General features: G+C 67.0%; 25 protein-coding genes and 1 tRNA gene. 19 read left to right on the top strand and 7 right to left on the bottom strand.

Going from position 1 to position 25,360, the window contains the following annotated elements; genetic code table 11:
- Positions 1 to 34 precede the first annotated feature (34 nt).
- The 10 genes from BMW75_RS20495 (at position 35) to BMW75_RS20450 (ending at position 9,360) form a co-directional block, all read left to right on the top strand.
- Positions 35 to 1,279, top strand: coding sequence for a cystathionine gamma-synthase family protein (locus BMW75_RS20495; protein WP_092581646.1), 1,245 nt, complete (start codon positions 35 to 37; stop codon positions 1,277 to 1,279).
- A gap of 57 nt (positions 1,280 to 1,336) precedes the next feature.
- A complete protein-coding gene (locus BMW75_RS20490; protein WP_092581645.1) occupies positions 1,337 to 2,017 on the top strand; it encodes a Fe2+-dependent dioxygenase in 681 nt (226 codons plus the stop codon).
- A gap of 353 nt (positions 2,018 to 2,370) precedes the next feature.
- A complete protein-coding gene (locus BMW75_RS20485; RefSeq protein WP_003812968.1) occupies positions 2,371 to 2,643 on the top strand; it encodes an HU family DNA-binding protein in 273 nt (90 codons plus the stop codon).
- 157 nt (positions 2,644 to 2,800) lie between these two features.
- Positions 2,801 to 2,876 (top strand) — tRNA-Val (locus tag BMW75_RS20480).
- A 359-nt stretch (positions 2,877 to 3,235) separates the two neighbouring features.
- Entirely contained in the window at positions 3,236 to 4,066 is an 831-nt protein-coding gene (locus tag BMW75_RS20475) for an energy transducer TonB (RefSeq protein WP_092581644.1), read from the top strand.
- A gap of 1 nt (position 4,067) precedes the next feature.
- Positions 4,068 to 5,036 (top strand): MotA/TolQ/ExbB proton channel family protein, encoded by a 969-nt coding sequence (locus BMW75_RS20470; RefSeq protein ID WP_092581643.1) that lies wholly within the window; start codon positions 4,068 to 4,070, stop codon positions 5,034 to 5,036.
- Positions 5,036 to 5,509 carry an ExbD/TolR family protein gene (locus BMW75_RS20465; protein WP_092581642.1) on the top strand — a complete coding sequence of 158 codons (474 nt, stop codon included), beginning with the start codon at positions 5,036 to 5,038 and terminating at the stop codon, positions 5,507 to 5,509. The genes BMW75_RS20470 and BMW75_RS20465 overlap by 1 nt, the downstream gene beginning before the upstream one ends.
- Positions 5,510 to 5,572: 63 nt before the next feature.
- A complete protein-coding gene (locus BMW75_RS20460; protein ID WP_024068289.1) occupies positions 5,573 to 6,244 on the top strand; it encodes a response regulator transcription factor in 672 nt (223 codons plus the stop codon).
- A 66-nt stretch (positions 6,245 to 6,310) separates the two neighbouring features.
- Positions 6,311 to 7,426, top strand: coding sequence for a sensor histidine kinase (locus BMW75_RS20455; protein ID WP_254792084.1), 1,116 nt, complete (start codon positions 6,311 to 6,313; stop codon positions 7,424 to 7,426).
- Entirely contained in the window at positions 7,423 to 9,360 is a 1,938-nt protein-coding gene (locus BMW75_RS20450) for a potassium transporter Kup (RefSeq protein WP_254792083.1), read from the top strand. Before BMW75_RS20455 ends, BMW75_RS20450 begins: the two co-directional genes overlap by 4 nt.
- Before the next feature lie 105 nt (positions 9,361 to 9,465).
- Here BMW75_RS20450 and argG read toward each other — a convergent pair whose 3' ends face one another.
- Both argG and BMW75_RS20440 read right to left on the bottom strand, forming a co-directional pair.
- Entirely contained in the window at positions 9,466 to 10,806 is a 1,341-nt protein-coding gene (gene argG, locus BMW75_RS20445) for an argininosuccinate synthase (RefSeq protein WP_076519805.1), read from the bottom strand.
- Between the two features lie 97 nt (positions 10,807 to 10,903).
- On the bottom strand, positions 10,904 to 11,827 hold the full coding sequence (locus BMW75_RS20440; protein ID WP_092581641.1) for a LysR family transcriptional regulator: 924 nt from the start codon (positions 11,825 to 11,827) through the stop codon (positions 10,904 to 10,906).
- Positions 11,828 to 11,923: 96 nt separating this feature from the next.
- Here BMW75_RS20440 and BMW75_RS20435 point away from each other — a divergent pair, with 96 nt between their 5' ends.
- The 4 genes from BMW75_RS20435 (at position 11,924) to BMW75_RS20420 (ending at position 14,926) form a co-directional block, all read left to right on the top strand.
- Positions 11,924 to 12,790: an amidohydrolase family protein gene (locus tag BMW75_RS20435; protein WP_092581710.1), complete on the top strand. Its 867-nt coding sequence runs from the start codon at positions 11,924 to 11,926 to the stop codon at positions 12,788 to 12,790.
- 71 nt (positions 12,791 to 12,861) lie between these two features.
- A complete protein-coding gene (locus BMW75_RS20430; RefSeq protein ID WP_076519807.1) occupies positions 12,862 to 13,815 on the top strand; it encodes a Bug family tripartite tricarboxylate transporter substrate binding protein in 954 nt (317 codons plus the stop codon).
- Positions 13,816 to 13,817: 2 nt separating this feature from the next.
- Complete coding sequence (locus tag BMW75_RS20425; RefSeq protein ID WP_092581640.1) at positions 13,818 to 14,348, top strand: carboxymuconolactone decarboxylase family protein; 531 nt, start codon at positions 13,818 to 13,820, stop codon at positions 14,346 to 14,348.
- A gap of 14 nt (positions 14,349 to 14,362) precedes the next feature.
- Entirely contained in the window at positions 14,363 to 14,926 is a 564-nt protein-coding gene (locus BMW75_RS20420; RefSeq protein ID WP_092581639.1) for a DUF4286 family protein, read from the top strand.
- Between the two features lie 112 nt (positions 14,927 to 15,038).
- Here the strand turns inward: BMW75_RS20420 and argF are convergent, their stop codons facing one another.
- Both argF and BMW75_RS20410 read right to left on the bottom strand, forming a co-directional pair.
- Positions 15,039 to 15,980 carry an ornithine carbamoyltransferase gene (gene argF, locus BMW75_RS20415; RefSeq protein WP_076521990.1) on the bottom strand — a complete coding sequence of 314 codons (942 nt, stop codon included), beginning with the start codon at positions 15,978 to 15,980 and terminating at the stop codon, positions 15,039 to 15,041.
- A 56-nt stretch (positions 15,981 to 16,036) separates the two neighbouring features.
- Positions 16,037 to 17,218, bottom strand: a complete 1,182-nt coding sequence (locus BMW75_RS20410; protein ID WP_092581638.1) for an aspartate aminotransferase family protein — start codon at positions 17,216 to 17,218, stop codon at positions 16,037 to 16,039.
- A 181-nt stretch (positions 17,219 to 17,399) separates the two neighbouring features.
- Here BMW75_RS20410 and BMW75_RS20405 point away from each other — a divergent pair, with 181 nt between their 5' ends.
- Both BMW75_RS20405 and BMW75_RS20400 read left to right on the top strand, forming a co-directional pair.
- Positions 17,400 to 17,690 (top strand): DUF3579 domain-containing protein, encoded by a 291-nt coding sequence (locus BMW75_RS20405; protein ID WP_013392635.1) that lies wholly within the window; start codon positions 17,400 to 17,402, stop codon positions 17,688 to 17,690.
- Between the two features lie 204 nt (positions 17,691 to 17,894).
- Positions 17,895 to 18,662 carry an aspartate/glutamate racemase family protein gene (locus BMW75_RS20400; RefSeq protein WP_092581637.1) on the top strand — a complete coding sequence of 256 codons (768 nt, stop codon included), beginning with the start codon at positions 17,895 to 17,897 and terminating at the stop codon, positions 18,660 to 18,662.
- Here the strand turns inward: BMW75_RS20400 and BMW75_RS20395 are convergent.
- The 3 genes from BMW75_RS20395 to BMW75_RS20385 form a co-directional block, all read right to left on the bottom strand.
- On the bottom strand, positions 18,611 to 19,888 hold the full coding sequence (locus BMW75_RS20395; RefSeq protein ID WP_092581636.1) for a TRAP transporter large permease: 1,278 nt from the start codon (positions 19,886 to 19,888) through the stop codon (positions 18,611 to 18,613). The genes BMW75_RS20400 and BMW75_RS20395 overlap by 52 nt on opposite strands.
- Before the next feature lie 35 nt (positions 19,889 to 19,923).
- Complete coding sequence (locus tag BMW75_RS20390; protein WP_092581635.1) at positions 19,924 to 20,424, bottom strand: TRAP transporter small permease; 501 nt, start codon at positions 20,422 to 20,424, stop codon at positions 19,924 to 19,926.
- A 103-nt stretch (positions 20,425 to 20,527) separates the two neighbouring features.
- Complete coding sequence (locus tag BMW75_RS20385; RefSeq protein WP_076519814.1) at positions 20,528 to 21,502, bottom strand: TRAP transporter substrate-binding protein; 975 nt, start codon at positions 21,500 to 21,502, stop codon at positions 20,528 to 20,530.
- A gap of 102 nt (positions 21,503 to 21,604) precedes the next feature.
- On the opposite strand from BMW75_RS20385, the gene BMW75_RS20380 reads away from it, so the two are divergent.
- The 3 genes from BMW75_RS20380 to BMW75_RS20370 are packed head-to-tail and all read left to right on the top strand — an operon-like array spanning position 21,605 to position 25,279.
- Positions 21,605 to 24,136: an ABC transporter permease gene (locus BMW75_RS20380; RefSeq protein WP_092581634.1), complete on the top strand. Its 2,532-nt coding sequence runs from the start codon at positions 21,605 to 21,607 to the stop codon at positions 24,134 to 24,136.
- Complete coding sequence (locus BMW75_RS20375; RefSeq protein WP_175493233.1) at positions 24,136 to 24,558, top strand: group II truncated hemoglobin; 423 nt, start codon at positions 24,136 to 24,138, stop codon at positions 24,556 to 24,558. Before BMW75_RS20380 ends, BMW75_RS20375 begins: the two co-directional genes overlap by 1 nt.
- Positions 24,548 to 25,279: a 3-deoxy-D-manno-octulosonic acid kinase gene (locus tag BMW75_RS20370; protein ID WP_092581633.1), complete on the top strand. Its 732-nt coding sequence runs from the start codon at positions 24,548 to 24,550 to the stop codon at positions 25,277 to 25,279. Before BMW75_RS20375 ends, BMW75_RS20370 begins: the two co-directional genes overlap by 11 nt.
- Positions 25,280 to 25,360: the final 81 nt, after the last annotated feature.

Below are 25,360 nucleotides of genomic sequence, written 5' to 3'. Positions count from 1 at the left end.
CCTTGTAGGTTCCCTTTTCTTGCGTCAGCTCATCATGCACCAGAACGGCTTTACCACCACGATTCTCCATTCCGACCGCAATCAATCCGTCGAGCACGGAGCGGTGCACAAGCCGATGCATCCATCGTCCGAGTTCGCGTACGACGACGCGCGCGAGCTGGCCGCCGTGTTCCAGGGCAAGGCGGGCTTCACCTACGCGCGCCAGGGCACGCCGACCACGACCGCGCTGGAAGCCAAGATCACGCAGATGGAAGGCGGCAAGGGCACGGTCAGCTTCTCGACCGGCATGGCCGCGCTGGCGGCGATCTTCACCACGCTGCTGCGCCGTGGCGATCATCTGGTGTCCAGCCAGTTCGTGTTCGGCAATACCAACAGCCTGTTCGGCACGCTGCAGGACCTTGGCGTGGAAATCACCTTCGTCGACGCGACGGACTCGGGGCAGGTGCGCGCGGCCATCCAGTCCAATACGCGCATGGTGTTTACCGAAACCATCGCCAACCCGGGCACGCAGGTCGCCGACCTGGCCGTGATTGGCGAGATCTGCCGCGAAAAGGGGCTGGTCTATGTGGTGGACAACACGCTGACTTCGCCCTGGATGTTCCGGCCCGCGACCGTTGGCGCATCGCTCGTGATGAATTCGCTGTCCAAGTACATCGGCGGCCACGGCAACGCCTTGGGCGGCGCGGTGACCGATACCGGGCTGTTTGACTGGGCCGGCAGCGGCAACATCCACGAACCCTATCGCAAGGGGCCGTCGACCGGCTGGGGTCTCACGCAGATCAAGAAAAAGGGACTGCGCGACATGGGCGGAACGCTGGCCGCCGAGCCCGCGCACCGCATCGCGGTCGGCGCCGAGACCCTGGCCCTGCGCATGGCCCGGCACTGCGCCAACGCGCTGGCGCTGGCGCGTTTTCTCGAAGAGCATCCCGGCGTGGCGAAGGTGCATTATCCGGGGCTGGCAAGCCACGCGCAGCACGCGCGCGCCGCGGCGCTGTTCGGATCGCGCTTCGGCGGCCTGCTTGGTGTCGAGCTCGCGGACGGCGTGGATTGTTTCGATTTCCTCAATCGCCTGCGCGTCGTGCTGATGGCGACGCACCTGGGCGACACGCGCAGCCTGGCGCTGCCCGCGGCCCACACCATCTATTACGAGATGGGCGCCGAACGCCGCAAGCAGATGGGCATTGCCGACAGCCTGATCCGCGTTTCAGTGGGCATCGAAGACGAAGCGGATTTGCTGTTTGATTTCGATCAGGCGCTCAATGGGTGCCTGAAGGGATAATTCGGCAGACGCGACTTGTGCAAAGGTCGCGCCGGCAACGCAATCGGGTCGGAACCCATGCTTATACAGATCGCAGAAATTTTTACGCCCGAGGAAGCGGCAGCCATCCGCCAACGGCTGGATGCTGCCGATTGGGTCGACGGCAAGGTGACGGCGGGCCACCAGTCGGCCGAGGTCAAGCGCAATCGGCAATTGCCGGAGCAGCATCCGCTGGCTCAGGAGCTGGGCGCGCTGATCCTGCAGCGCTTGTCGGCGAACAATCTCTTCATGTCGGCCGCCTTGCCCCGCAAGATTTTCCCGCCGCTCTTTAACCGCTACGAAGGCGGTGAAGCCTTCGGCTATCACGTGGACAATGCCGTGCGAGGCATCGCCGGCACGGCGGAGCGCGTGCGCACGGACCTGTCCGCGACGCTGTTCTTTTCGGATCCGGACAGCTATGACGGCGGCGAGCTCGTCATCGACGACACCTATGGTCCGCGCGCCGTGAAGCTGCCGGCCGGGCACATGGTCTTGTATCCGGGCACCAGCCTGCACAAGGTCAACCCCGTGACGCGCGGGGCGCGCGTGAGTTCGTTCTTCTGGATGCAGAGCCTGGTGCGCGAAGACAGCCAGCGCGCGCTGCTGCTGGACATGGACGTGGCCATACAGCGCTTGAACCAGGATGTGGCGGGGCATGCGTCGATCGTGCAGCTCACCGGCATTTATCACAATCTGCTGCGCCGATGGGCGGACGTTTGATGAAGCCTAAAGTGTTTTTTCGGGGTGTCGCGCAAACCCCGAAATGCGCGTTTTTGTTTATTGCGAAAACGCCTAAAAGCTAGTATTGACGCGGGTTGCCGTGAGGTTTTCGCTTGACAGCCGCTCTACGCCAAGGCCTAATACACGTCTGCGTCGCTGACGGTTTGCAGGCATTGGTCCAGCAAAACCTAGGCGGCGCAGCAGTTTAAAAGTTGTGCTTTGCAGCGCAAGAAAAAAGTTTATCCACTGTCTGTTCGTCGTTTGCCTGGTCTCGCGTCCATTTGTGGCATCCATCCTGACGGCCATGAACTCCGCCCCCGGCAGACTCCACACCTTGTGAGGGGTACACCTGCATGAACAAAACCGAACTCATCGATCACATCGCCAGCAAGGCCGATATCTCCAAGGCTGCTGCCGGCCGTTCGCTCGACGCCCTGATCGGTGCCGTGAAGACCACGCTGAAGAAGGGCGGTACGGTCACGCTGGTTGGTTTCGGCACGTTTGCCGTGTCGGCTCGCGCCGCGCGCACTGGCCGTAACCCGCGCACCGGCGAAACCATCAAGATCAAGAAGGCCAAGGTGCCGAAGTTCCGTCCGGGCAAGGCCCTGAAGGATGCCGTCAACTGATGAACGGCAGGCGATCGCAAGGCGCTGCGCGCCGCGATTTGCCCACTAGTACGCGGTCCGGTATACTCCGGCCCGCGTATTGCTTTTGAGTACCCCGATTGGCAGTTGTCATGCACGGTTTTCCTGTCAGGAAATTTGCGCGGCAGCTGCACCGAAAGGGTGCTTAGCTCAGTTGGTAGAGCGGCGCCTTTACACGGCGTAGGTCACAGGTTCGACCCCTGTAGCACCCACCAGAAGCACAACATATCGGTTCGGCCGGCACACCGTGCGACAGACCCGAACGCACATCGAACCCGCACACGACATCGTGGCGGGTTTTTTGTTTTCTGACGCGGGCAGCGGCGGGATGGCGCTTCGAGCAAATCCCCTTAGCCGCGGGCGCATCGCGCCTTGGCGCAGGCTATTTCGTAAGCGTTCCATTGACTCCGCTTTGATCCGGATCAGAAATGGTACGCTGTTCCAGACGAAATACAACGTGCGAATCATTCGCATTTGAGATATTATGACGGGCTTGTACCGGTCAGCCGGCGGCGCCATCGTGTGCGCGTCGATTCTCTGGCTGGCCGGAAAGTCACTGCACCCTGGCTGATTCATGCCTAGTCTTCAACCCGGTTGGAATTCTTCTTCGCGGTCTTCTTTTGGTATACGCGCAGGCGCTGGCCTGGCGGTCGTCGCATTGCATGCGGCGGTGATCGGCGCCATTTTCCTGGCGCCGGAAAGTCGTCCTGAATTGGAGGAACCCGAGGCGATCATGGTGAGCGTGGTGGATGCTCCCGTGCCCCAGATCGCCAAAGCCGAACCCATTCCCGAAGTGCAGCAGCCCGTGGTCGAAACGCCGCCCGAGCCTGAGCCCGAGATCGAACCCGAGCCGGAACCCGAGCCCGAGCCGGAATTGAAGCCCGAGCCCGAGCCGGAACCCGAGATCGAACCTGAGCCGGTGGTTGAAAAGCCGCCGATGCCTGCGCCCAAGCCGCCTCCGCCCAAGCCGAAACCCAAGCCCAAGCCAAAGCCTCAGCCCAAGAAGGAAGTGAAGCCTGAGCCCAAGCCGGAACCGCCGCCTCAGCAGACGCCGCCCAGCGGCGCGCCGGAAGGCACGCAGGCGCCTCAGGGCCCGCAGCAGGGGCCGCCGCCCGATCAGCCCGTGCTGGTCTCGAGCATCGAGTTCCAGGGCGCGCGTCCGATGCCCAACTACCCGATGGCGTCGCGCCGCATGCGGGAGGAGGGCCGGGTCGTGGTGCTGGTGGAAATCAATACCCAGGGCCTGGTCGAGCGGGCAACCATCGACGCGTCGTCGGGTTTTCCGCGCCTGGACGAATCGGCATTGGCAGCCGCCCGCAAAGGCCGTTTCAAGCCCTATACCCGCAATGGCGTGGCCTATCCCGCCAAAGCAAAAATTCCGTTCGATTTCGTCATGAGGAACTGAGATGTCCAACGCACTGCATAGCGCCACCCTGGTGGCGCAGGCGACCACCAGCCCGGCCGCGCCGGCTGCCGCGGCCGCGCCCGCAGCCCAGCAAGCCGCCACGACCGGCGGCGACGTCGCCCAGCAAGCCGCGGGCGCCGTCCAGCAGGCCGCTGGCGCCGTCCAGCAATCGGCGGACGTGCTGCACAGCGCCGCCTCGTCGCTGCCCGCAGCGCCGGCGCCGGCGCCCGACATGGGCTTTCTGCACTTTGTCGCCCAGAGCGACTTCGTGGGCAAGAGCCTGTTCGTCATCCTGATCCTGATGTCGCTGGTGACGTGGTACCTCATCCTGGTCAAGGCCGGCAGCAATGTCAGCATGCGCAAGCGTTCGGCCGACTTCCTGAACAAGTTCTGGAACGCCAGTTCGCTGGAACAGGTCGAGCACGAAATCAACACGCACGGCGCGCGCGATCCGTTCTCGCACCTGGCCAGCCATGCCATGCATGCCCAGGCGCACCACAACAAATTCGGCGCGACCAAGCTGGAAGAGTCTGGCAGCAACTCCGATTTCGTCACGCGCACCATGCGCAAGGTGATCGACGAGGAAACCGCCAAGCTGGAAAACGGCCTGACCGTGCTGGCCTCCGTGGGTTCGACGGCGCCGTTCGTCGGCCTGTTCGGTACTGTCTGGGGCGTGTACCACGCGCTGGTCGGCATCGGCATGGCCGATGGCATGACCATCAACCGCATCGCGGGCCCGGTGGGCGAGGCCCTGATCATGACGGGCCTGGGCCTGGCGGTGGCCATTCCGGCCGTGCTGGCGTACAACACGTTCGTGCGCAACAACCGCGTGTACCTGTCGCGCCTGGATGCGTTTGCGCATGATCTGTTTGCGTTCCTGACCACGGGTCAGCAAGTTGCGCTGTCTGACGGCAAGGTGCGCGCGCTGCGTCGCCAGAACGGCCACGCGGTTCAACGCGGGAGCGAATAATGGCCTTTGGCAGCTTTGAGGGTAAAGGGTCCGGAAGCCATACGGTGTCCGAGATCAACATGGTGCCCCTGATCGACGTCATGCTGGTGCTGCTGGTGATCTTCATCATCACGGCGCCGCTGCTGGCGCATTCGATCAAGATCAACATGCCCCAGGTGGCCGCCGAGCAGATCGAGGAAGAGCCCAAGACCGTGGACCTGGCCATTGACGCCAGCGGCGCGCTGTTCTGGGACGAGAAGCCGGTCAATATCGACGACCTGCCGAACCGCTTCAAGTCGATCGCCGGCACCAAGCCGCAGCCCGAGATCCGCATCCGCGCGGATCAGAACACCCGTTACGAAACGCTGGCCAAGGTCATGGCCTCGGCCCGCCGCTCGGGCATGACGCGGATCGGTTTCGTCACGACGCCACCGTCCACCAGCGCTCCCGCACCGGGCGCCCCGGCTCCCGCCGCGGCACCGTCCGGCGGGTGAACGAATCCAGGCAGGGGGCGCATTTCGCGCCCCTTTTTTTTTGGATCGCGCTAGAATCGCGGCATGCGAGTTCTGGTAATCGAAGACGACACCACCCTGGGCCATGCGCTCCAGGAATTTCTGGCCGACCAGGGGTATGCGGTCGACTGGCTGACTGACGGCGACCGGGTCCTGGGCGCCTTGGCGGGCCAGCCCTACGACCTGATGCTGCTGGATCTCAACCTTCCCGGCATGAGCGGCCTGGATGTGCTGCGTCAGCTGCGCCAGGACGGCAACCAGGTTCCCGTGCTCATTCTCACCGCCCGCGATGGCATCGAAGACCGCGTCGCCGGTCTGGACGCCGGCGCGGACGACTACGTCACCAAGCCTTTCGAACTGCCCGAGCTGGCCGCCCGCGTCCGCGCGTTCGGCCGCCGCCGCGCCGGCCAGGCCCAGCCCCTGATCGAAGTGGGGCCGCTGGTGTTCGACACCGTCGGCCGCGAAGTCCGCGCCAATGGCCAGCGCCTGTCGCTGTCGGTGCGCGAGCTCTCCGTCCTTGAAATGCTGATGGCCCGCGTGGGCCGCGTCGTGACCAAGCGCCAGATCGTGAACTCCCTGTCTGCGTGGGACGCGGACTTCAGCGAAAACGCGGTCGAAGTCTACGTGTACCGACTGCGCAAGCGCCTGGAAGGCACGGGCGCCAGCATCCAGACGGTACGCGGCTTTGGCTACATGCTGGATGTGGAAACGGCCTGACGGGCCGGCTGCGGCCGCCTTGCTCCGGCCGCACGCATCCATTCGCCCCAGCGAAGGCGTTGCGCCATGACGCAGGAACGCATCCCTCAACCGTCCCCGGCTTCGCGCCCCTTGCTCCCCTCCCGTTCGCTTGCCCGGCATCTGGTGATCCGCCTGATGCCCCCGATCCTGCTGCTCGTCCTGCTGGACCTGGCGGCCACCTGGGTCATCACCCACAAGATCGACATGTCGCTCTGGATGCTGGAAGACTTCTTCTGGCTGATGGTGGTGGGGCAGGTGGCGTTGATCGGCCTGTTCACCTGGGTGGTGGTGCAGGGCGTGCGATCCGGGCTGCGGTCCGTGAATCATCTGTCCGAAGAGATCCGGCAGCGCTCCATCGACGACATGCAGCCGCTGGAGGTGGCGGGCGTGCCGGTCGAGATCGAGCCGCTGGTCACCCACACCAATGACCTGCTGCTGCGGCTGGATGCGTCCCTGGCCGCGCAGCGGCGCTTCATCGGCCATGCGGCCCACCAGTTGCGCACGCCGTTGTCGGGCCTGCGGCTTGAATCCGAGCTCATGTTGGCGCGTCCCTTGCCCGATGACGTCCGAGCCCGCGCCGAGCGCATCAAGGCCGTCAGCGACCGCATGATCCGGCTGGGCCAGCAGCTTCTGGTGCTGGCCCGCGCCGATCCCAATGCCCGTCCCCAGGACAGCTTCGTGCGCATCGACCTGTGCGAATGGGTGCGGGCGCATGGCGCCGAGTGGTTTCCGCGCGTGCGCGAGGCGCACTACGAGCTGGACCTGGTGGCGCCCGAGCGGCCCATCTGGATCGACGCCGACCCCTTGCTGCTCGCCGAACTGCTGGGCAACCTGATCGACAATGCGCTGCGCTATGGCAACCCCACGGGGCGCATCACTCTCATCGTGGGCGCCAATCCTCCTTCACTGACCGTCGAAGACGACGGCCCCGGCATCCCGCCCGAAGAGCGCGACCGCGTGTTCGAGGCGTTTTACCGGTCGCCCACCGCGACAGCAGGCGGTTCGGGACTGGGGCTGGCCATCGTGCGCGAGATCGCGCACGCGCACGGCGCCTGGTGGAAGCTCACGAGCCGGCCCGATTTTTCCGGGACACGCCTGTCCGTCGTATTCCCCGGCCCCCGCAAAGGGGCCCAACTCACTCGCCAAGAACCCGCATCATGAGCCAAGGCACGGTCAGCACACCTATTTCGCCCACAGGCGCGGCAGGCGCGGCAGGCGGGGCGCACGCGCCGTCATCGCGTGCCGCGCTGATCCTGGGCGCCCTGGGCGTGGTTTACGGGGACATCGGGACCAGCCCCCTGTACACGCTGCGCGCCTGCCTGACCGGCCTGAGCGTGCATACAGACCTCGAGCCGGCGCATCTGCTGGGCGTGCTGTCCATCCTGTTCTGGATGCTGATGGTGGTGGTGTCCTTCAAATACGTCACCCTGGTGCTGCGGGCGGACAACCGCGGCGAGGGCGGCACGCTGGCGCTGCTGGAGCTGGCCGTGCGCGCGCGCGAGGGCAAGCTGCGCTGGGTGTTGATCGTGCTGGGCATTTTCGGCGCGGCGCTCTTCTACGGCGACAGCATGATCACGCCCGCCATTTCGGTGCTGTCGGCGCTGGAAGGCATCGGCATCGTGTCGCACACGCTGGATCACTGGGTCGTGCCGATCGCGCTGGTGGTCCTGATCGCACTGTTTGCGATCCAGTCGCACGGCACAGCCACGATGGGCAAGCTGTTCGGTCCGGTGATGTTTCTGTGGTTCGCCACCCTGGCCGCGCTGGGCGGCTGGCAGATCTGGCAGACGCCCGAGGTGCTGGCCGCGCTGAACCCGATGTGGGGCCTGCGCTTCATCGTCGAATTTCCGTGGATCAGTTTCGTGCTGCTGGGCGCGGTGGTGCTGGCGCTGACCGGCGCCGAGGCGCTCTACGCGGACATGGGGCACTTTGGCCGGCCGGCAATCCGCGGCGCCTGGTTCAGCATGGTGCTGCCCGCGCTGACGCTGTGCTATTTCGGCCAGGGCGCGCTGCTGCTGCGCGACCCCACCGCCATCCGCAATCCGTTCTTCCTGATGGCCCCCGAATGGGGACTGGTGCCGCTGGTGGCGCTTGCCACCGTCGCGACCATCGTGGCCTCGCAGGCCGTGATCTCCGGGGCCTATTCCGTGACGCGCCAGGCCGTGCAGCTCGGCTTCTGGCCGCGCATGCAGATCCTGCATACGTCGGCCGTCGAAAAAGGCCAGATCTATCTGCCGCAGGTCAACGCGCTGCTGCTGTGCGCGGTGCTGGTCCTGGTGGTGTGGTTCCGCAACTCCGACAACCTGGCGGCCGCCTACGGCTTTGCGGTGACGGGCACGATGCTCACGACGTCGGTGCTGGCCTTCGCGGTGCTTCCGCGCGGCACGACCGGCGTCAAGCGCATGATGTGGTTCCTGGTGCTGGGCCTGCTGTTGGTGCTGGACGTGCTGCTGTTTTCCGCCAACGTCTTCAAGATCCACGAGGGCGGCTGGTTGCCGCTGGTGGTGGCGATCGTGGTGTTCACGCTGATGATGACGTGGCGCCGCGGCCGTCGCCTGCTGTCCGACATGCAGCAACGCGATCGGCAGCCGCTCAAGGAATTCATGGCGCAGCTCGAGGAATACCCGCCGTCGCGCGTACCGGGCACGGCCATCTTCATGACGATGAATTCGGGCAATGTGCCGCCGGCGCTGCTGCACAACCTGAAGCACAACAAGGTGCTGCACGACCACGTGCTGTTCCTGACGATCCTGGTTGCCGATGTGCCGTACATCGCGCCGGAAGAGCGTTTCGAGGTCACCAAGCTCAGTGCGTCGAGCTGGACGGCGACGGTCAATTACGGCTTCAAGGAAGACCCGGACGTGCCGGAGGCGCTGCGCCTGATCGCCGAGGCCTATCCCGAGCTGGACCTGGAACCGATGCGCACGTCGTTCTTCCTGTCGCGCCAGACGGTGGTGGCGGCCAGGAAGCCCGCGCTGTGGCGGTGGCGGCGCGTGGTGTTTTCGTTCATGGCGCGCAATTCCACGCGCAGCACGAAGTTCTTCAAGATCCCGGCGAACCGTGTCGTGGAAATGGGGATGCAGGTGGAGCTGTAGGCGCCTCGCGTCTGAACCAGCCGTCTGAACCGGGCGGCGCGGGCGGTGCAGGGCGAAAAAAAACCCTCGGCTTTTTGCCGAGGGTTTTTGTTTGGCTTTGAAGAATCACTTCTTCTTGGCGGCGTCCTTCAGTTGGGGCAGCGACGTGCCGCTGGAGGCCAGCAGGCCGGTCTTGACGTACGTGAACAGCTTTTCGCGCGTGTCGACGATGTCGAGGTTGCGCATGGTGAGCTGGCCGATGCGGTCCGCCGGGGTGAAGGGGGCGTTTTCCACCTTTTCCATGGACAGGCGCTCGGGCGCGTACGTGAGGTTGGGCGACACGGTGTTCAGCAGCGAATAATCGTTGCCGCGGCGCAGTTCGATGGTGACTTCGCCGGTCACGGCGCGGGCGACCCAGCGCTGGGCGGTTTCGCGCAGCATGATGGCTTGCGGGTCGAACCAGCGGCCCTGGTACAGCAGGCGGCCCAGCTTGCGGCCGTTTTCCCGGTATTGCTCGATGGTGTCTTCGTTGTGGATGCCGGTGACCAGACGCTCGTAGGCGATGAAGAGCAGGGCCAGGCCCGGGGCTTCGTAGATGCCGCGGCTCTTGGCTTCGATGATGCGGTTTTCGATCTGGTCGCTCATGCCCAGGCCGTGGCGGCCGCCGATGCGGTTGGCTTCGAGCATCAGTTCGACCGGGTCGGCGTATTCGACGCCGTTCAGGGCGACGGGCTGGCCCTCTTCGAAGCGCACGGTGACTTCCTCGGCCTTGACGGCGACGTCATCGCGCCAGAACGCCACGCCCATGATGGGCTTGACGATGCGGATGCCGGAGTTCAGTTGCTCCAGGTCCTTGGCTTCGTGGGTGGCGCCCAGCAGGTTCGAGTCGGTCGAGTAGGCCTTTTCCGCCGACATCTTGTAGTCGAAACCGGCCTGGCGCATGTATTCGGACATTTCCGAACGGCCGCCCAGCTCGTCGATGAAGCGCTGGTCCAGCCAGGGCTTGTAGATCTTGAGTTCCGGGTTGGTGAGCAGGCCGTAGCGGTAGAAGCGCTCGATGTCGTTGCCCTTGAAGGTGCTGCCGTCGCCCCAGATGTTGACGTTGTCTTCCTTCATGGCGGCGACCAGCATCGTGCCGGTGACGGCGCGGCCGATGGGCGTCGTGTTGAAGTACGTGATGCCGGCGGTCGAGATGTGGAACGCGCCGGATTGCAGGGCGGCGATGCCTTCGGCCACGAGCTGTGCGCGGCAGTCGATGAGGCGGGCGTTTTCGGCGCCGTAGGCCATGGCCTTGCGCGGGATTTCGTCGTAGTCGGACTCGTCGGGCTGGCCCAGGTTGGCGGTGTAGGCGTAGGGGATGGCGCCGTTGTTGCGCATCCAGAGGAGCGCCGCGCTGGTGTCCAGGCCGCCGGAAAAGGCGATGCCGACTTTCTGGCCGGTGGGCAGGTTCGGGAGGATAGTGGTCATTGTTTGAGGTGAGACGCCAACAGGACTTTGACAGCAACGAGCCGCCAAACAAGAAAAGTAGCTCCCTATTTTAACTCATGGGGGCAGGGCCTCCGGGCTACTCGGCGCGCGGCGGGCCGCCCGGCGCGAACAGGTCGGCAAGGCGCAGGCCGCGGATCAACTGGCCCGTGGCCGCCGCCAGCCGGGTAGCCGGGCGGTGGCGGGCGCTGGCCAGCACCAGGTTGTTGGTGATCGTGGGCGAACCGATATCGCACAGGGACAGTTCATGTTCGGCGGCCGGGCCGCGCGCCGCCGAACGCGGAAGAATGGCGTAGGCATCGCCCTGCGCGGCCAGTTCGACGATGGTCTGGACGGCGTCGACCTCGGCCGCGACCTTGAGCCGCACGCCCTGCGCGCGGCAGACGCTTTCGACCAGGGTGCGGATGGCGTTGGGCAGGCTGGGCAGCACCAGCGGATAGTCGCCCAGGCGCGCAACCGGCACGCGGGCGGGCAGGGGCGGCACATGCCCCGCGGCGGCGGCCAGCACCAGGTCTTCGCGGAACAGGGACTCGTAGGCCAGTTGCGGGGAGGGCGCCGGATCGTAGAGCAGCGCCAGATCCACCCGGCCGGCGAGCAGCCATTCGCGCACCTGGGCACTCAGGCCCTCGGCCACGGCGATGGAGGCGTCGGGAAAGGCCTGGCGGAAGGCCTGGACGAGCGGCGGGGTGAGGACCCGCGCAATGCGCGGCGGCAGGCCGATCACGACCTTGCCCGTGGGCGTTTCGCGCAGCGTCTGCAGGTCTTCCTTGGCGCGTTCGGCCAGGGTCAGCAAGGCGCGGGCATGTTCCAGGAAACGCAGGCCGGCTTCAGTGGGCTCGGCGCCGCGGCCGTTGCGGTAAAGCAGGTGCTGGCCCAGTTCCAGTTCCAGCAGCCGCACCTGGCGGCTGAGCGTGGGCTGGGCGACGTCGAGCATTTCCGCGGCGCGCGAGAAGCTGCGGCGTTCGGCCACGCGCACGAAGTATTCGATCTGCTTGAGGTCCATCGGATATGTAATTTTTCTATATCAGAAATATAAGGTATAGCATTGTTCGCCAGGCGGCAATCCGGGACCATGGCGCTTTCCATGCAGGAAGCCCCCGTGCCCGATTGCCGTCCTCCGCTCGCCTCGCCCTCCCGTCCCCGCCACGCGCTGCCGCCGGGCGCGTGCGACGCGCATTGCCATGTCTTTGGGCCCGGCGACGTGTTTCCGTACGCGCAAGGCCGGTCCTATACGCCGCCGGACGCGTTGTTCGCCAGCATGGCGGCGTTGCATGCCCATCTGGGCATCGAGCGCGCGGTCGTGGTGCAGGCCAATTGCCATGGCTCGGACCATCGCGCCTTGCTGGACGCGCTGGCGCGCAGTGAAGGGCGGTACCGCGGCGTTGCGCTGCTGGGCGGCGATGCCACCGCGGCCAGCGTCCGGGCGCTGCATGACGGCGGCGTGCGGGCGGCGCGCTTCAATTTCGTGCCGCATCTGGGCGGCGCGCCCGACCCGGCCGTGTTCGACCACGTGGTCGCGTTGATCGCGCCGCTGGGATGGCATCTGTGCCTGCACGTGGACGGCGCGATGCTGCCCGAACTGCTGCCGCGGCTCTTGAAGCTGCCGGTGCCGTTCGTCGTGGACCACATGGGGCGGTTGAAGGCGGCGGATGGGCTGGACTCGCCTGCGATGCGGGCGTTGCTCAGCCTGGCCGACGTGGGCAAGGCCTGGGTCAAGGTGTCGGGCATCGACCGCATCGCATCCGGCCAGCGTCCGTTCGCGGAAGGTATTCCCTTCGTGCGCGCGTTGGTCGAGGCCATGCCGGATCGCACCCTGTGGGGCACGGACTGGCCGCACCCGAACGTGGCGGGCGACATGCCGGACGATGGCGAACTGGTCGACACGTTTTTCGAGGCATGCCCGGACGCCGGGCTGCGCCAGCGCGTGCTGGTGGACAACCCGGCACGGCTGTACGGATTTCAGTAGCAGGCAATGACCGCGGAACAGGGGCCTGGAAGCCCCAGCCGCAAGAACATCCCAATCAACGAGGAGACACCATGTTCAAGAAAATCATCTCGGCCGCCGCGCTGAGCCTGGCCGCCGTGGGTGCGGTTCACGCCGAGGGCCCCGTGCGCCTGATCATCGCGTTTCCGCCGGGCGGTCCGGTGGACCTGGTGGGCCGCGTGCTGGCCGAGCAGCTGGGCAAGGAGCTCAAGCAAAACGTCATCGTCGAGAACAAGGCCGGCGCCAACGGCAACATCGCGGCCGCCTACGTGGCCAAGGCGCCTGCCGACGGCTCGGTGCTGTTCCTGACCAGCGTCGGCGCCGTGGCGATCAGCCCTGCGCTCTACAAGGACCTGCCCTACGATCCGGCACGCGACTTCGCGCCGGTGTCGCGCGTGGTCAACAACGCCACGGTGTTCGTGGTGAATCCCTCCAACCCCGCCACCGATGCCGCGGACTTCGTGAAGCGGTCGCAGTCGGCGTCGCAATCGGTGGCCATCGGCTCGTCGGGCATCGGCAGCATTCCGCATCTGACGCTGGAAATGTTTGCCGACTCCAGCAAGGCCAAGGTGCTGCATGTGCCCTACAAGGGCGCGGCGCCCGTCATCAATGACGTCATGGGCAACCAGGTCGCGGGCTTCTTTGGCGATGTGCCGGGGCTGATCGGCCATATCCAGGGCGGCAAGCTCAAGCCGCTGGGCCTGGCCGCGCCGAAGCGCCATCCGCTGCTGCCTGACGTGAAGACGCTGGCCGAGCAGGGCATTGCCGGCGTGGAATCCAACAACTGGTACGGCATCGTCGCGCCCGCGGCCACGCCGGCCGCCACGGTGGACAAGCTGAATCAGGCCGTGCGCGCCGCCCTGGCCAACGAGGCCGTGCGCGCCCGCCTGGAAAAGTTCGGCGCCGAGGCCGCGCCCAGCACGCCGCAGGAGCTGGCGGCGCTCATCGCATCGGACCGCGAGAAGTGGGCCGCCCTGATCCAGCGCAAGAACATCCGTCCGGAGTGACCATGAGCGCTTGTCGAGTCGAACCCGTCGTGCCCGGCACGCGCCCGGAGCTGGCCCCGATGGAGGCGCGCATCGCCGCCGCGCGGGGCCGCATTTCGCCCCTGTACCAGGTGCTGCTGAACAGCCCGGCCGTGGTGGAAGGATGGGAAGCCATGCTGACCGCGATCCGCCAGAAGACGTCGCTGCAGCCTCGGCTGCGCGAGCTCATCATCCTGCGCGTGGCCACGCTGAACAACGCGCCGTACGAATTCGAGGCGCATGTGCCGCACGCGCTGGCGGGCGGCATGCCGCAATCGGTCATTGACGCGCTGCGCGGCAATCCGGCGCCGGACCGGGTGCCGGGTCTGGAACCGGGCGAGGCCGAGGTGCTGGCCCTGACCGACGCGATGACCCGCGACATCGAGGTGCCGGATGCGGTGTTTGCGCCCCTGCGCGCGCGATACGATGATGCGCAACTGGTGGAGCTGACGGCGACCGTGGGCGCCTACAACATGGTGTCGCGCTTCCTGGTCGCCTTGCGCGTCGGGCATTGAAAGGAGAGCTGACTGTGCAGGAAACCCTATTGCTGGTGTCGCTGGGCGAGCGCCTCGACGAAGCACGCGCGAAGGAATTGGCGGATCGCCTGACGCACGGGCTGTCGACCGCCCGCGTCACGGCCTTTGCGGCGCTGGAAGCCGACGAGACCTATGTCTATGTGCTCGGCGGCGGCGATGTGCTGTCCGCGGTCCGGGACCGCCTTGCGGCCCAGGCGCCGGGCGCGCGTGGGCGCGTGCTGCACCTTACGCTGGATCTGGCCGGCGCGTCGGCGGGACAGGACGCGCCGTGGCATTACATCGTCGAAACCGATGTGGCGCCGGAAGCCGAGGCCGACCTGAACGCCTGGTACGACCAGGAGCACCTGCCCGGCCTGGCCTCGGTGCCGGGCACCGTGCGCGCGCAGCGCTACGAATGCCGCGATGAATCGCCACGCTATCTGGCCTGCTACGACCTGCATACGCAGGAAACCTTCGGCAGTCCGCCATGGCTGGCCGTGCGCGCGACCGACTGGAGCAGCCGCGTGCGGCCGTCGTTCCGCAACACGCGGCGCACGATGTTCAGGAAGATCCTGTAGCCGCCTGAAGCCGGCTGCAGCCGCCGGCAGCCGGCAGCCGCTGATGCGGCGCGAAACAAAGGGGCCCGGGCATCGCGCGATGCCCGGGCCCCTTTTTCCTTTGGGGATGGTCTTAGTCGACCTGTCCCAGCAGCAGGAATTCCATCAGCGCCTTTTGGACGTGCAGGCGGTTCTCGGCTTCGTCCCAGACCACGCTCTGGGGACCGTCGATGACTTCGCCGGTGACCTCTTCGCCGCGGTGGGCGGGCAGGCAGTGCATGAAGACGGCTTGCGGATCGGCCGCGGCCATCATTTCGGCGTCCACGCACCAGTCGGCGAAGGCCGCGCGGCGCTCTTCGTTTTCGGCTTCGTAGCCCATGCTGGTCCAGACGTCGGTGGTGACCAGGTGCGCGCCCTTGCACGCTTCCATGGGGTCCTTGAACTGGCGCAGCACCTTGTCGGACGGCGTGCCGATGCGGGCGGCTTCGAGTTCGTAGCCGGCCGGCGTGGACACGTGCAGCGTAAAGCCGAGCATTTCGGCCGCGTGCAGCCAGGTATAGGCCATGTTGTTGGCGTCGCCCACCCAGGCCACCGTCTTGCCGGCGATGGGGCCGCGATGCTCGATGTAGGTAAAGATGTCGGCCAGGATCTGGCAGGGGTGGAATTCGTTGGTCAGGCCGTTGATCACGGGCACGCGCGAGTGCGAGGCGAAGCGCTCGATGCGCGTTTGCTCGAAGGTGCGGATCATGACGATGTCGACCATGCGCGAGATGACGCGCGCGGTGTCCTCGATGGGCTCGGAGCGGCCCAGTTGCGAATCGTTGGAGGTCAGGTTGATGACCGAACCGCCCATCTGGTACATGCCGGCCTCGAAGGACACGCGGGTGCGCGTGCTGGCCTTTTCGAACACCATCGCCAGCGTGCGGTCGTGCAGCGGCATATGGGGCTCATAGCGTTTGAACTTTTCCTTGATCAGCCGCGCGCGGTCCAGCACGTAGGCGATCTCGGCGGACGAGAAGTCCTTGAACTGGAGAAAGTGCCGCAGCGGGCCGTTTTGAGTCGTGGGAGGAGTCATGGTGATGTCGCAGGTCATTGGGCCCGGCCGGGCTCGTGGCCCGGAAGGGACGTTGATTATGGTTTTTCGGCCAGGAACTGTTGGATGAGCGGAACCAGGATGGCGACGATGCGGTCGGCCTCGTCCCGGGTCAGGATCAGCGGCGGCAGCATGCGGATGACGCGGTCGCGCGTGACGTTGATGAGCAGGCCGGCCTCCAGGGCGCGTAGCGCCAGGACGCCGCAGGGGCGGGCCAGTTCGATGCCCAGCATCAGGCCGCGGCCGCGGACCTCGGTGACGCCGGGCGTGCCGGCCAGCGCACTGGCCAGGCGGTCTTGCAGGTGAGCGCCCACGGTGCGGGCGTTCTCCAGGAGATTTTCCGATTCCAGCGCGTCCAGCACGGCAAGGCCCGCGGCGCACACCATGGGGCCGCCGCCGAAGGTGGTGCCATGGCTGCCCGGGGTGAAAACCCCGGCGGCGGGGCCGGCGGCCAGCATCGCGCCGATGGGAACCCCGCCCGCCAGGCCTTTGGCCAGCGTCATGACGTCAGGGCGGATGTCGGCCCATTGGTGCGCGAACCACTTGCCCGTGCGGCCGACGCCGGACTGCACTTCGTCGATCATCAGCAGCCAGCCGCGCTCGGTGCACAGGCGGCGCAGTGCCTGCAGGTAGGCGATGTCGGACGGGCGGATGCCGCCTTCGCCCTGCAGGACTTCGAGCAGGACCGCGGCGGTGCGGGGTTCGGCATCGCCGGCCTCGCGCACTGCATCCAGGTCGTTGTACGGGACCTGGATGAACCCGCTGGGCAGGGGCTCGAAGCCCTTGCGCGCCTTGTCGCTGCCGGTGGCCGCCAGCGTGGCCAGCGTGCGGCCATGCCAGGACGAGTCCATGGTGATGATGTGGGCGTGCCTGTTGCCGCGCTGGTAGGCGTAGTAGCGGGCCAGCTTGATGGCCGCTTCGTTGGCTTCGGAGCCGCTGTTGTTGAACGCGACTTCCTGCATGCCCGACAGTTCCGCCAGCCGGGCGGCCAGCGCCGTCTGCTGGGGGATTTCGTAGATGTTCGAGGTGTGGATGACGCGCGCGGCCTGCTCGGCGATGGCGGCGACCAGCTTTGGGTGGGCATGGCCCAGGCACGAGACGCCGATGCCGGCCAGGGCATCCAGGTACTTCCGGCCGTCCGCGTCCCACAGCCATACGCCCTGGCCGTGCGTGAACGAAACCGGCAGCCGGGCATAGATGTTGGCCAGAGGCGAGCTCATCGCGGATCCTCCTGGGTGAATGGCGTCGAAAGCATGCCCGCTTTCAAGGGGCCGATTCAAGGCGAATCGCGTTTCGAAAGAGGGCAAAGGATCAATCATATACAATTCGCGGCGCGGGGCGGATGTTTGATCACGCCGAAGATCCGGCTTTCGTGAAAGGCGTCCCGCAGTGAAAGAACACATGGCAACTCGCGTCAGACAATTCGTAATTCATGGCGTTACCGAAAGCGGTAGCCGCTTCCGTCCCAGCGACTGGGCAGAACGGCTCGCCGGCGTGATGGCACAGTTCCGGCCCGCCGGCTGTGCTGGTAACCACCTCACTTATTCGCCTTATGTGCTTCCCGTCGTGATCGATGGCGTGCGCGGGATCGTGGTCGACCTGCGCCTGCGCGACCTGGAGCCGCTGGCCTACAAGTTCGTGGTGGACTTCGCCCGCGACAACAACCTCAAGACGGAAGAGCGCGAAATCTAGCCCCCAGAACGAAAAAGGCGCCCCGACCGGGCGCTTTTCTCATTCTGCGTCCCCTGCCGCCTGATGGGCGCGCGGGGCGTCACGCGCCGCGCGGCGGCTGCGGCCCTCGCGGCGCGGCAAGGGTTAGCGATAGCTTGAGGGCCGACGCGGGTCGGGTGCATTGTTGACATACTTTGTATACATGCCCCGACGTGCAGAGGACCCATGCCCCACACCCTGGATTGCCCGACGGCCGAACGGTCGGGCCCCGCTCCCTATCGCCTCCTGGTGGTCAATGGCAACACCACCGCTACGCTGACCGACAGCCTGGCGGGCCAGGCGCGCGCCTTCTTCGGCACCGCCGTTCAGTTGCGCGCCGTCACGGCGCCCTTCGGTCCCCCTTATGTCGCCAGCCGGGCGGACGCGGCCATGTCGGCGCATGCCGTGCTGGCCGCGGTCGAAAGCGAGGCGGCGCAGGCCGAGACGCCCTTTGACGCCTGCGTGCTGGCCTGTTTTGGTGAGCCGGGCATCGGCGCGGTGCGCGAGCGCCTGAATGCGCCGGTGGTCGGGATGGCCGAGGCGTCCATCATGACGGCGATGCAGCGCGGCGACCGCTATGCCATCGTGACGGTGGGCCAGCGCTGGCCCGGCATGCTGCGCGAGCAGGTCCGGCAGTGGGGGGTGGAAGCCCGTTGCGCGGGGATCCACGCGTTGCCGGGCAATGCGCTGGACTACGCGTCCCGGTCAACGGAATCGGCCGCCGTGGTCGCCAACGCGCTGGATTCGGCCGTGGAGCAGGGCGCCGACGTGGTGATCGTGGCGGGGGCCGCGCTGGCGGGCTATCTGCCCTGCCTGCCGCGAGCGCCCCGCGTGCCGGTCATCGATTCGTACCGGGCCGCGCTGGCGCAGGCGCTGGCCCTCGCGTCGCTGGAACGGGCAAATTACTTTGCATACACCAGGTCGCGCAGCCCCAGCGAAAGTCCCGGCCAGTAGGTGATGAGCAGCAGGCACACGATCACGACGGCGACAAACGGGATCAGCGGCTTGATCAGGCGCTCCAGCGGCAGTTTGGCCACCGCGCTGGCGGCGAAGAGGTTCACGCCGAACGGCGGCGTGATCATCCCCAGCGCCAGGTTGACCACCATGATGATCCCGAAGTGCACCGGCTCGACGCCGAATTTCAGCGCCACCGGCAGCAGCAGGGGCGCCAGCACCACGATGGACGCCGAGGTCTCGATGAACATGCCGATCAGGAACAGTGCGGCGTTCATGCCCATCAGGAAGGTGAACTTGGTGTCGAAGATCTGGGACAGCCACACGCCCAGCGCGTCCGGTACGCCGGCGCGGTTGAGCAGGAAACTGAAGACGCCCGCGTTGGCGATCACGAACATGATGACGGCGGTGGACACCACCGACTTGTGCAGCGTGACGGAAAGCTGGCGGAAGCTGAGGCGGCGGTAGATGAACTTGCCCACGAACACGGCGTACACGACGGCCACGACCGAGGCCTCCGTGGGGGTGAAGATGCCGCCGTAGATGCCGCCCAGGATGATGACCGGCATCAGCAGCGCCAGCCAGGCGTTCTTGAAGGCCGGCCACAGCGGCAGGCGGCCCTCGCCGTCGCGCTTGCCCAGGTTGTTGCGCTTGGCATAGAGCCAGACGTAGAGCATCAGCGCCGCGCCGATCAGGATGCCGGGCATGACGCCGGCAATGAAGAGCTCGCCGGTGGAGGTGTCGGTGGACACGGCGTACAGGATCATCGGGATCGACGGCGGGATGATCACGCCCAGTTCGGCCGCGCTGGCCTGCAGCGACGCCGCGAAGGGCGCGGGGTAGCCGTGCCGGACCATGGCGGGGATCAGGATCGCGCCGACCGCGAAGGTGGTGGCCACGCTGGAGCCCGCCACAGCAGCGAAGATCATGCAGGTCAGCACGCAGGCGCACGCGAGCCCGCCCTGGATGCCGCCCACCACGCTCTTGGCGAACTCCACCATGCGTTCCGAGATGCCGCCGGCTTCCATCAGGTTGCCGGCCAGGATGAAGAAGGGAATGGCGACGAGGGGATACTTGTCCAGCGCGGCATACAGTTGCTGGGCGACGACCACCCAGGGCAGGCCGGCGGTGCCGACGCCCGCCAGGCTGGCCAGTCCGATCGACACGGCGACCGGCACGGACAGCCCGAAGAAAATCAGCATCGAGACAATCATTAATTGGGACATGGCGATATCTGCTGCAGGGGTTCTGTAGGGACGGCTCAGCCTTGCGCGTCGTTGCGCAGGGGCACGTCTTCTTCTTGGCCGGCGCACCAGCGGGCCAGCACGGCGATGGCGGCCAGCGTGGCGCCCACGGGGATCGCCAGGTAGATCCAGGAAATCGAGATGTCCAGGCTGGGCACGGTCTGGAAGCGCACGCGGTAGGTCATGTTGCCGCCGATCCAGGCCAGAAAGCCCAGGAAGCCGGCGCAGATCAGGCCGATGACGGCTTCGAGCACGCGGCGGCGCTTGCCGCCCAGCAGGTTGCGCAGCAGTTCCACGCTGATCATGGCGCCGTGGCGGAAGGCCAGGGCCACGCCCAGCAGCACGGTCCAGATCAGCAGCGCGCGGGTGAGGACCTCGCTCCAGTCGGCGGGCGATTGCAGCACGAAGCGGGCGATGACCTGGTAGAACGCGGCGGCCGCGGCGGCCACGAGCAAGAGTTGGGCCAGGACCGAGACCAGCCTGAAGAGGCCTCGGTCGAAAGCGCAGAGCAAACGCATGGTAAATCCCGGTGGCGATAGACGCGTAAGAGGCGGGGCGGCCACGCGGCGCGCGCCGGTTCCGCCCGCAGGACGAGCGGCCCCGCTGGGGGGCCGCGCCTGCTTACTTGGTGTCGCGGATCGAGTCGATCAGCTTCTTGTCGAACTTCTTGTAGTACTCGGGGTAGGCCGGTTCCACGGCGGCGGCGAAGGCGGCGCGGTCCACTTCCGTCACCTGCATGCCTTCCTTCTTCAGTTGCTCGACGCCCGTCTTTTCGATGTTGTCGACATAGGCGCGCATGGCCTGCGCCGATTCCTTGCCGGCCTTGTCGAAGTTGGCCTTGTCGGCGGCCGACAGGCCTTCATAGACGTTGGCGGACATCAGCACCAGGGCCGGGCCGTAGACGTGACCGGTCAGGGACAGGTACTTCTGCATCTGCGACAGCTTGGCCGACGTGATCACCGACAGCGGGTTTTCCTGGCCGTCGATCGTGCCCTGCTGCAGGGCGGTGGCCACTTCGGGCCAGGCCATCGGCGTGGGCAGGATGCCGATCTGGCGGAAGGCCGTGATGTGGATCGGGTTCTCGGTGGTGCGGATCTTCAGGCCCTTGGCATCGGCCGGCGTCTTGACCGGACGCACGTTGTTGGTCAGGTGGCGAAAGCCCTGTTCGCCCCAGGCCAGCGCCACGATGCCGCGGCTGGGGAACTTGGCCAGCATGTCCTGGCCGATCTTGCTGTCCAGCACCTTGCGGGCGTGGTCCAGGTCGCGCAGCAGGAAGGGGATGTCGAAAACGCCGGTCTCGGGAACAAAATTCAGGGTGGCGCCTGTCGAAACGATGGCCAGGTCGATGGTGCCGATCTGCAGGCCTTCGATGACTTCGCGTTCGCCGCCCAGCGCGCTGTTGGCGAATTGCTGGACCTTGAACTTGCCGTTGGTGGAGGCCTCGATGGACTTGGCCATCGCTTCGGCGCCGGCGCCGTAGTGCGACGAGGTCGACAGGGCGTAGGCCATCTTCAGGGTGGTCTGGGCCGCCGAGGGCAGGGATGTGGCGGCCGCGCAGGCGGCCAGAATCGTGGCAGCAAGCCAGGATTTACGCATTGTCTTCTCCGGAATTGGTTATCTTTAGGGGCGGCTTTGCCTCCCGCCCCGGGATGATATCGGGATTCGGACGCCCTACAGGCCCTTAGTTAACATAGATGAATGATGGATTTCCCTGATATGTCACAGGCCAAGCGCCCTGGTTTCTGGTCCACATTGCGCCTGGGCGCCCGGATGATGATGCGCGACGCGCGCGCCGGCGAGCTGCGGCTGCTGGTCCTGGCCCTGGTGGTGGCGGTGGCGGCCGTGACCAGCGTGGGGTTCCTGGCCGACCGCGTCGGGCGGGCGCTGGAGCGCGACGCCGGGCAGATGCTCGGCGCCGATCTGGTGCTGGACGCCGACGAGCCCGTTCCCGCCGCCTTCAAGGACGCGGCGCGCGAGCGGGGGCTCACCGTGTCCAGTACATGGCAGTTTCCCTCCATGGTGGGAGCGGGCGACGGCGCGCAGCTCGCGGCGCTGAAGGCCGTGGAGCCGGGCTATCCGCTGCGCGGCGCCTTGCGGGTCGCGGATGCGCCGTTCGCGCCCGATGCCCCCACGCGCGATGTGCCGCCCGAAGGCGCGGTCTGGGTCGACGGCCAGTTGCTGGCGCTGTTGAACCTGAAAGTGGGCGACAGCCTGAATGTGGGCGACGCCCGCCTGCGCATCGACCGCGTCATCACCTATGAGCCCGACAAGGGCATGCAGTTCGTCAACGTCGCCCCGCGCGTGCTGCTGCGCGCCAGCGACCTGCCGGCCACCGGCCTGATCGCGCCCGGCAGCCGCATCGGCTATGCCATGCTGGTCGCCGGCCAGCCCGACGCCGTGGCCGGGTATTCCACCTGGCTGAAACAGAACCTCAAGCGAGGCCAGAAGGTGGCCACGCTGGAATCGGGCCGACCCGAGGTGCGCCGCACCCTGGACCGCGCGCAGCGCTTCCTGTCGCTGGTCGCGCTGCTGGCAGTGCTGATCTCGGCCGTGGCCGTGGCGCTGGCGGCGGGCCGGTACATGACGCGCCACCGCGACGGCATCGCGGTCATGCGCTGCCTGGGCGCCGTGCAGTCCCAGGTCTCGCGCATGCTGACGCTGGAATTCACCCTGGTGGGACTGTTTTCGTCCGCGGCCGGCTGCCTGGTCGGCTACGCGGTGCACCAGGTGCTGGTGATGCTGCTGGGGTCGGTCATCGACACGACCTTGCCGGCGCCGTCGGCCATTCCGGCCCTGCAGGGCGTGCTGACCGGGGTGCTGCTCCTGCTGGGGTTCGCCCTGCCGGCGCTGGCGCAACTGCGGCACGTGCCGCCCGCCCGGGTGCTGCGGCGCGATGCGGACACGATCAGCGCGCGCAGCGCCTTCGGCTACACGCTGGGCGCGGCGGGCTTTGCGCTCTTGATCTGGTGGTTCGCGGGCGACGCCAAGCTGGGCGGGGTGGTGGCCGGCGGTTTCCTGGGGGCGTTCGGGGTGTTCGCCCTGGTGGCGTGGCTGTGCATCCTCGGCCTGGCGCGGGTGCGCCGGCTGGCTGCCGGGCTGCCCGCGCTGCGCTTCGCGCTGGCGGGCGTGGTGCGCCGCCGGGCGGCCACCATCACGCAGGTCTGCGCGCTGGCCGTCGGATTGATGGCGCTGCTGTTGCTGACCATGACCCGGACCGACCTGATCCAGGGCTGGCAGCGCACCATGCCGCCCGACGCGCCCAACCGCTTCCTCATCAATGTGCAGCCCGACCAGCGCCAGGCCGTGACGGACGCGCTGACGCGCGAAGGGCTAGGCCGCATCACGCTGTCGCCGATGGTGCGCGGGCGGCTGATCGCCATCAACGGCAAGCCGGTCGGGCCGGACGATTACGAAGAGCCGCGCGCCAAGCGCCTGGTGGACCGCGAGTTCAACCTGTCCTATGGCGAGACGTTGCCTTCCTCCAACCGCATCGAGCAGGGCCGCTGGCTGGCGCCGGGCTCGGCCGAGGTCTCGCTGGAGTCGGGGCTGGCCCAGTCCCTGCGCATCAACCTGGGCGACAAGATGCGTTTCGACGTGGCCGGCCAGCAGGTCGAGGTGGCCGTGACCAGCCTGCGCCGGGTGGATTGGGATACCATGCGCGTCAATTTTTTCGCCATCCTGACGCCCGCCGCGCTGGCCGACATGCCCCAGAGCTGGATCACCTCGTTTTACCTGCCGCCTGACAAGGCGGCCGTGCTGCCCGCCCTGGTGCGCGAGTTCCCGAACCTGACCGTGTTCGACGTGGGCGCCATCCTGCAGCAGCTGCAGTCCGTGCTGAACGAAGTCGGCCGCGCGGTGCAGCTCCTGTTCATGTTCACGCTGGCCGCCGGCGTGCTGGTGCTGTCCGCGGCGCTGACCGCCACGCGTGACGAGCGCATGCGCGAGGCCGCCGTGCTGCGCGCGCTGGGCGCCACGCGGCGCCAGCTTGCCCGGTCCCAGCGCATCGAGCTGTGGGCCGTGGGCGGGCTGGCGGGCCTGCTGGCGGCCGCGGGCGCCACGGCGATCGCTTGGGCTTTATCAACCCAGGTGTTCGACTTCGCCTTTACCCTCAGCCTCTGGCCCTGGCTGGCGGGCATCGGCACGGGCATGCTGGGCGCCTGGGCCGGCGGGGCGCTGGCCCTGCGCGGCGTCCTGCGCACGCCGCCGCTCGTCACCCTTCGAGAAACCTGATGACGTCCCGCGTCCAATCCATTTCAGAACCCGTGGAAAATTCCCGCACCGTGTTTGACCTTCTTGGCGGCGAAGCCGGCGTGCGCGCCCTCGTCGACCGTTTCTATGACCTGATGGACATCGAGCCCGACCTCAAGGAGCTGCGCGCCGCCCACGGCCCCAGCCTGGATGCGGCGCGCGACAAGCTGTTCTGGTTCCTGTGCGGGTACTTCGGCGGTCCGGACCACTATATAGAACGCTTCGGCCACCCCCGGTTGCGGGCGCGCCACCTGCCGTTCTCCATCGGCGAGGTCGAGCGCGACCAGTGGGTGACGTGCATCGGACGCGCCATGCAAGACGAGGGCATCGAGCCCGTCCTGGTCGAGCGCCTGCTCGAATCCTTCTACGGCGTGGCCGACTGGATGCGCAACCGTGAAGGGTGATGATCGTTCCGGCGCGCGGCGCACGTCCTGGACCGGCCCCTTGGCGGGCGCCATGCTCAGCGATGCCGGCCGCCTGGCGGACGCCGGTCCGGAAATCTTCAATCCCGCGCACTACGGCGAACTGGCGCGTCCGGTGGACGCCGGCGGACGCCAGGCTGCGTGGTTCGTGCAGGGCCAGGGATGGCAGGGCGTGCTGCGGCGCTACCGCCGCGGCGGCATGATCGCCCGCATCAGCCGCGACGCTTATCTCTGGAACGGCGAATCCCGCACGCGCAGCTTCCGTGAATACCGGCTGCTGGCCGCGCTGCGCGCCCAGGGCTTGCCGGTGCCCGCCCCGCTGGCCGCCGCGTACTGGCGGCAGGGCCCGATCTACCGCGCGGCCATCATCGTCGAGCGCATTCCCGGCGTGCGCCCCTTGGCGCAGGCGCTGTCCGAGCCCCTCTGGCAGCCCGTGGCCGACGCCATCGCGCGCATGCACCGGGCAGGCGTCTGGCATGCCGACCTGAACGCGTTCAACATCCTCATCGGCAATGACGGCCGGGTCTGGCTCATCGATTTCGACCGGGGCACCCAGGGCGCGTTGACCGACCGGCAGCGCCAGGCCAACCTGGAGCGGCTGCGCAGGTCGTTGCGCAAGGTGGGCGGCGAGGCCGGCGAACGGTTCTGGCTGCGGCTGCGGGACAGTTACTGGACGGCGTGGGGCGTTGGAATCCAGCCCTGACCGGCCGATCCGCTCGCGGACGCAGGCCCGGGGAATGGCGCCATTTACCCCCCAAAGTTGGTCAGGTGATCGCTAAAAAGC

This window comes from Achromobacter sp. NFACC18-2 (assembly GCF_900108985.1).
Taxonomy (GTDB): domain Bacteria; phylum Pseudomonadota; class Gammaproteobacteria; order Burkholderiales; family Burkholderiaceae_B; genus Achromobacter.
The sequence above is the reverse complement of the archived record's forward strand: the minus strand, read 5'-3'. Positions and strand labels throughout refer to the sequence as shown.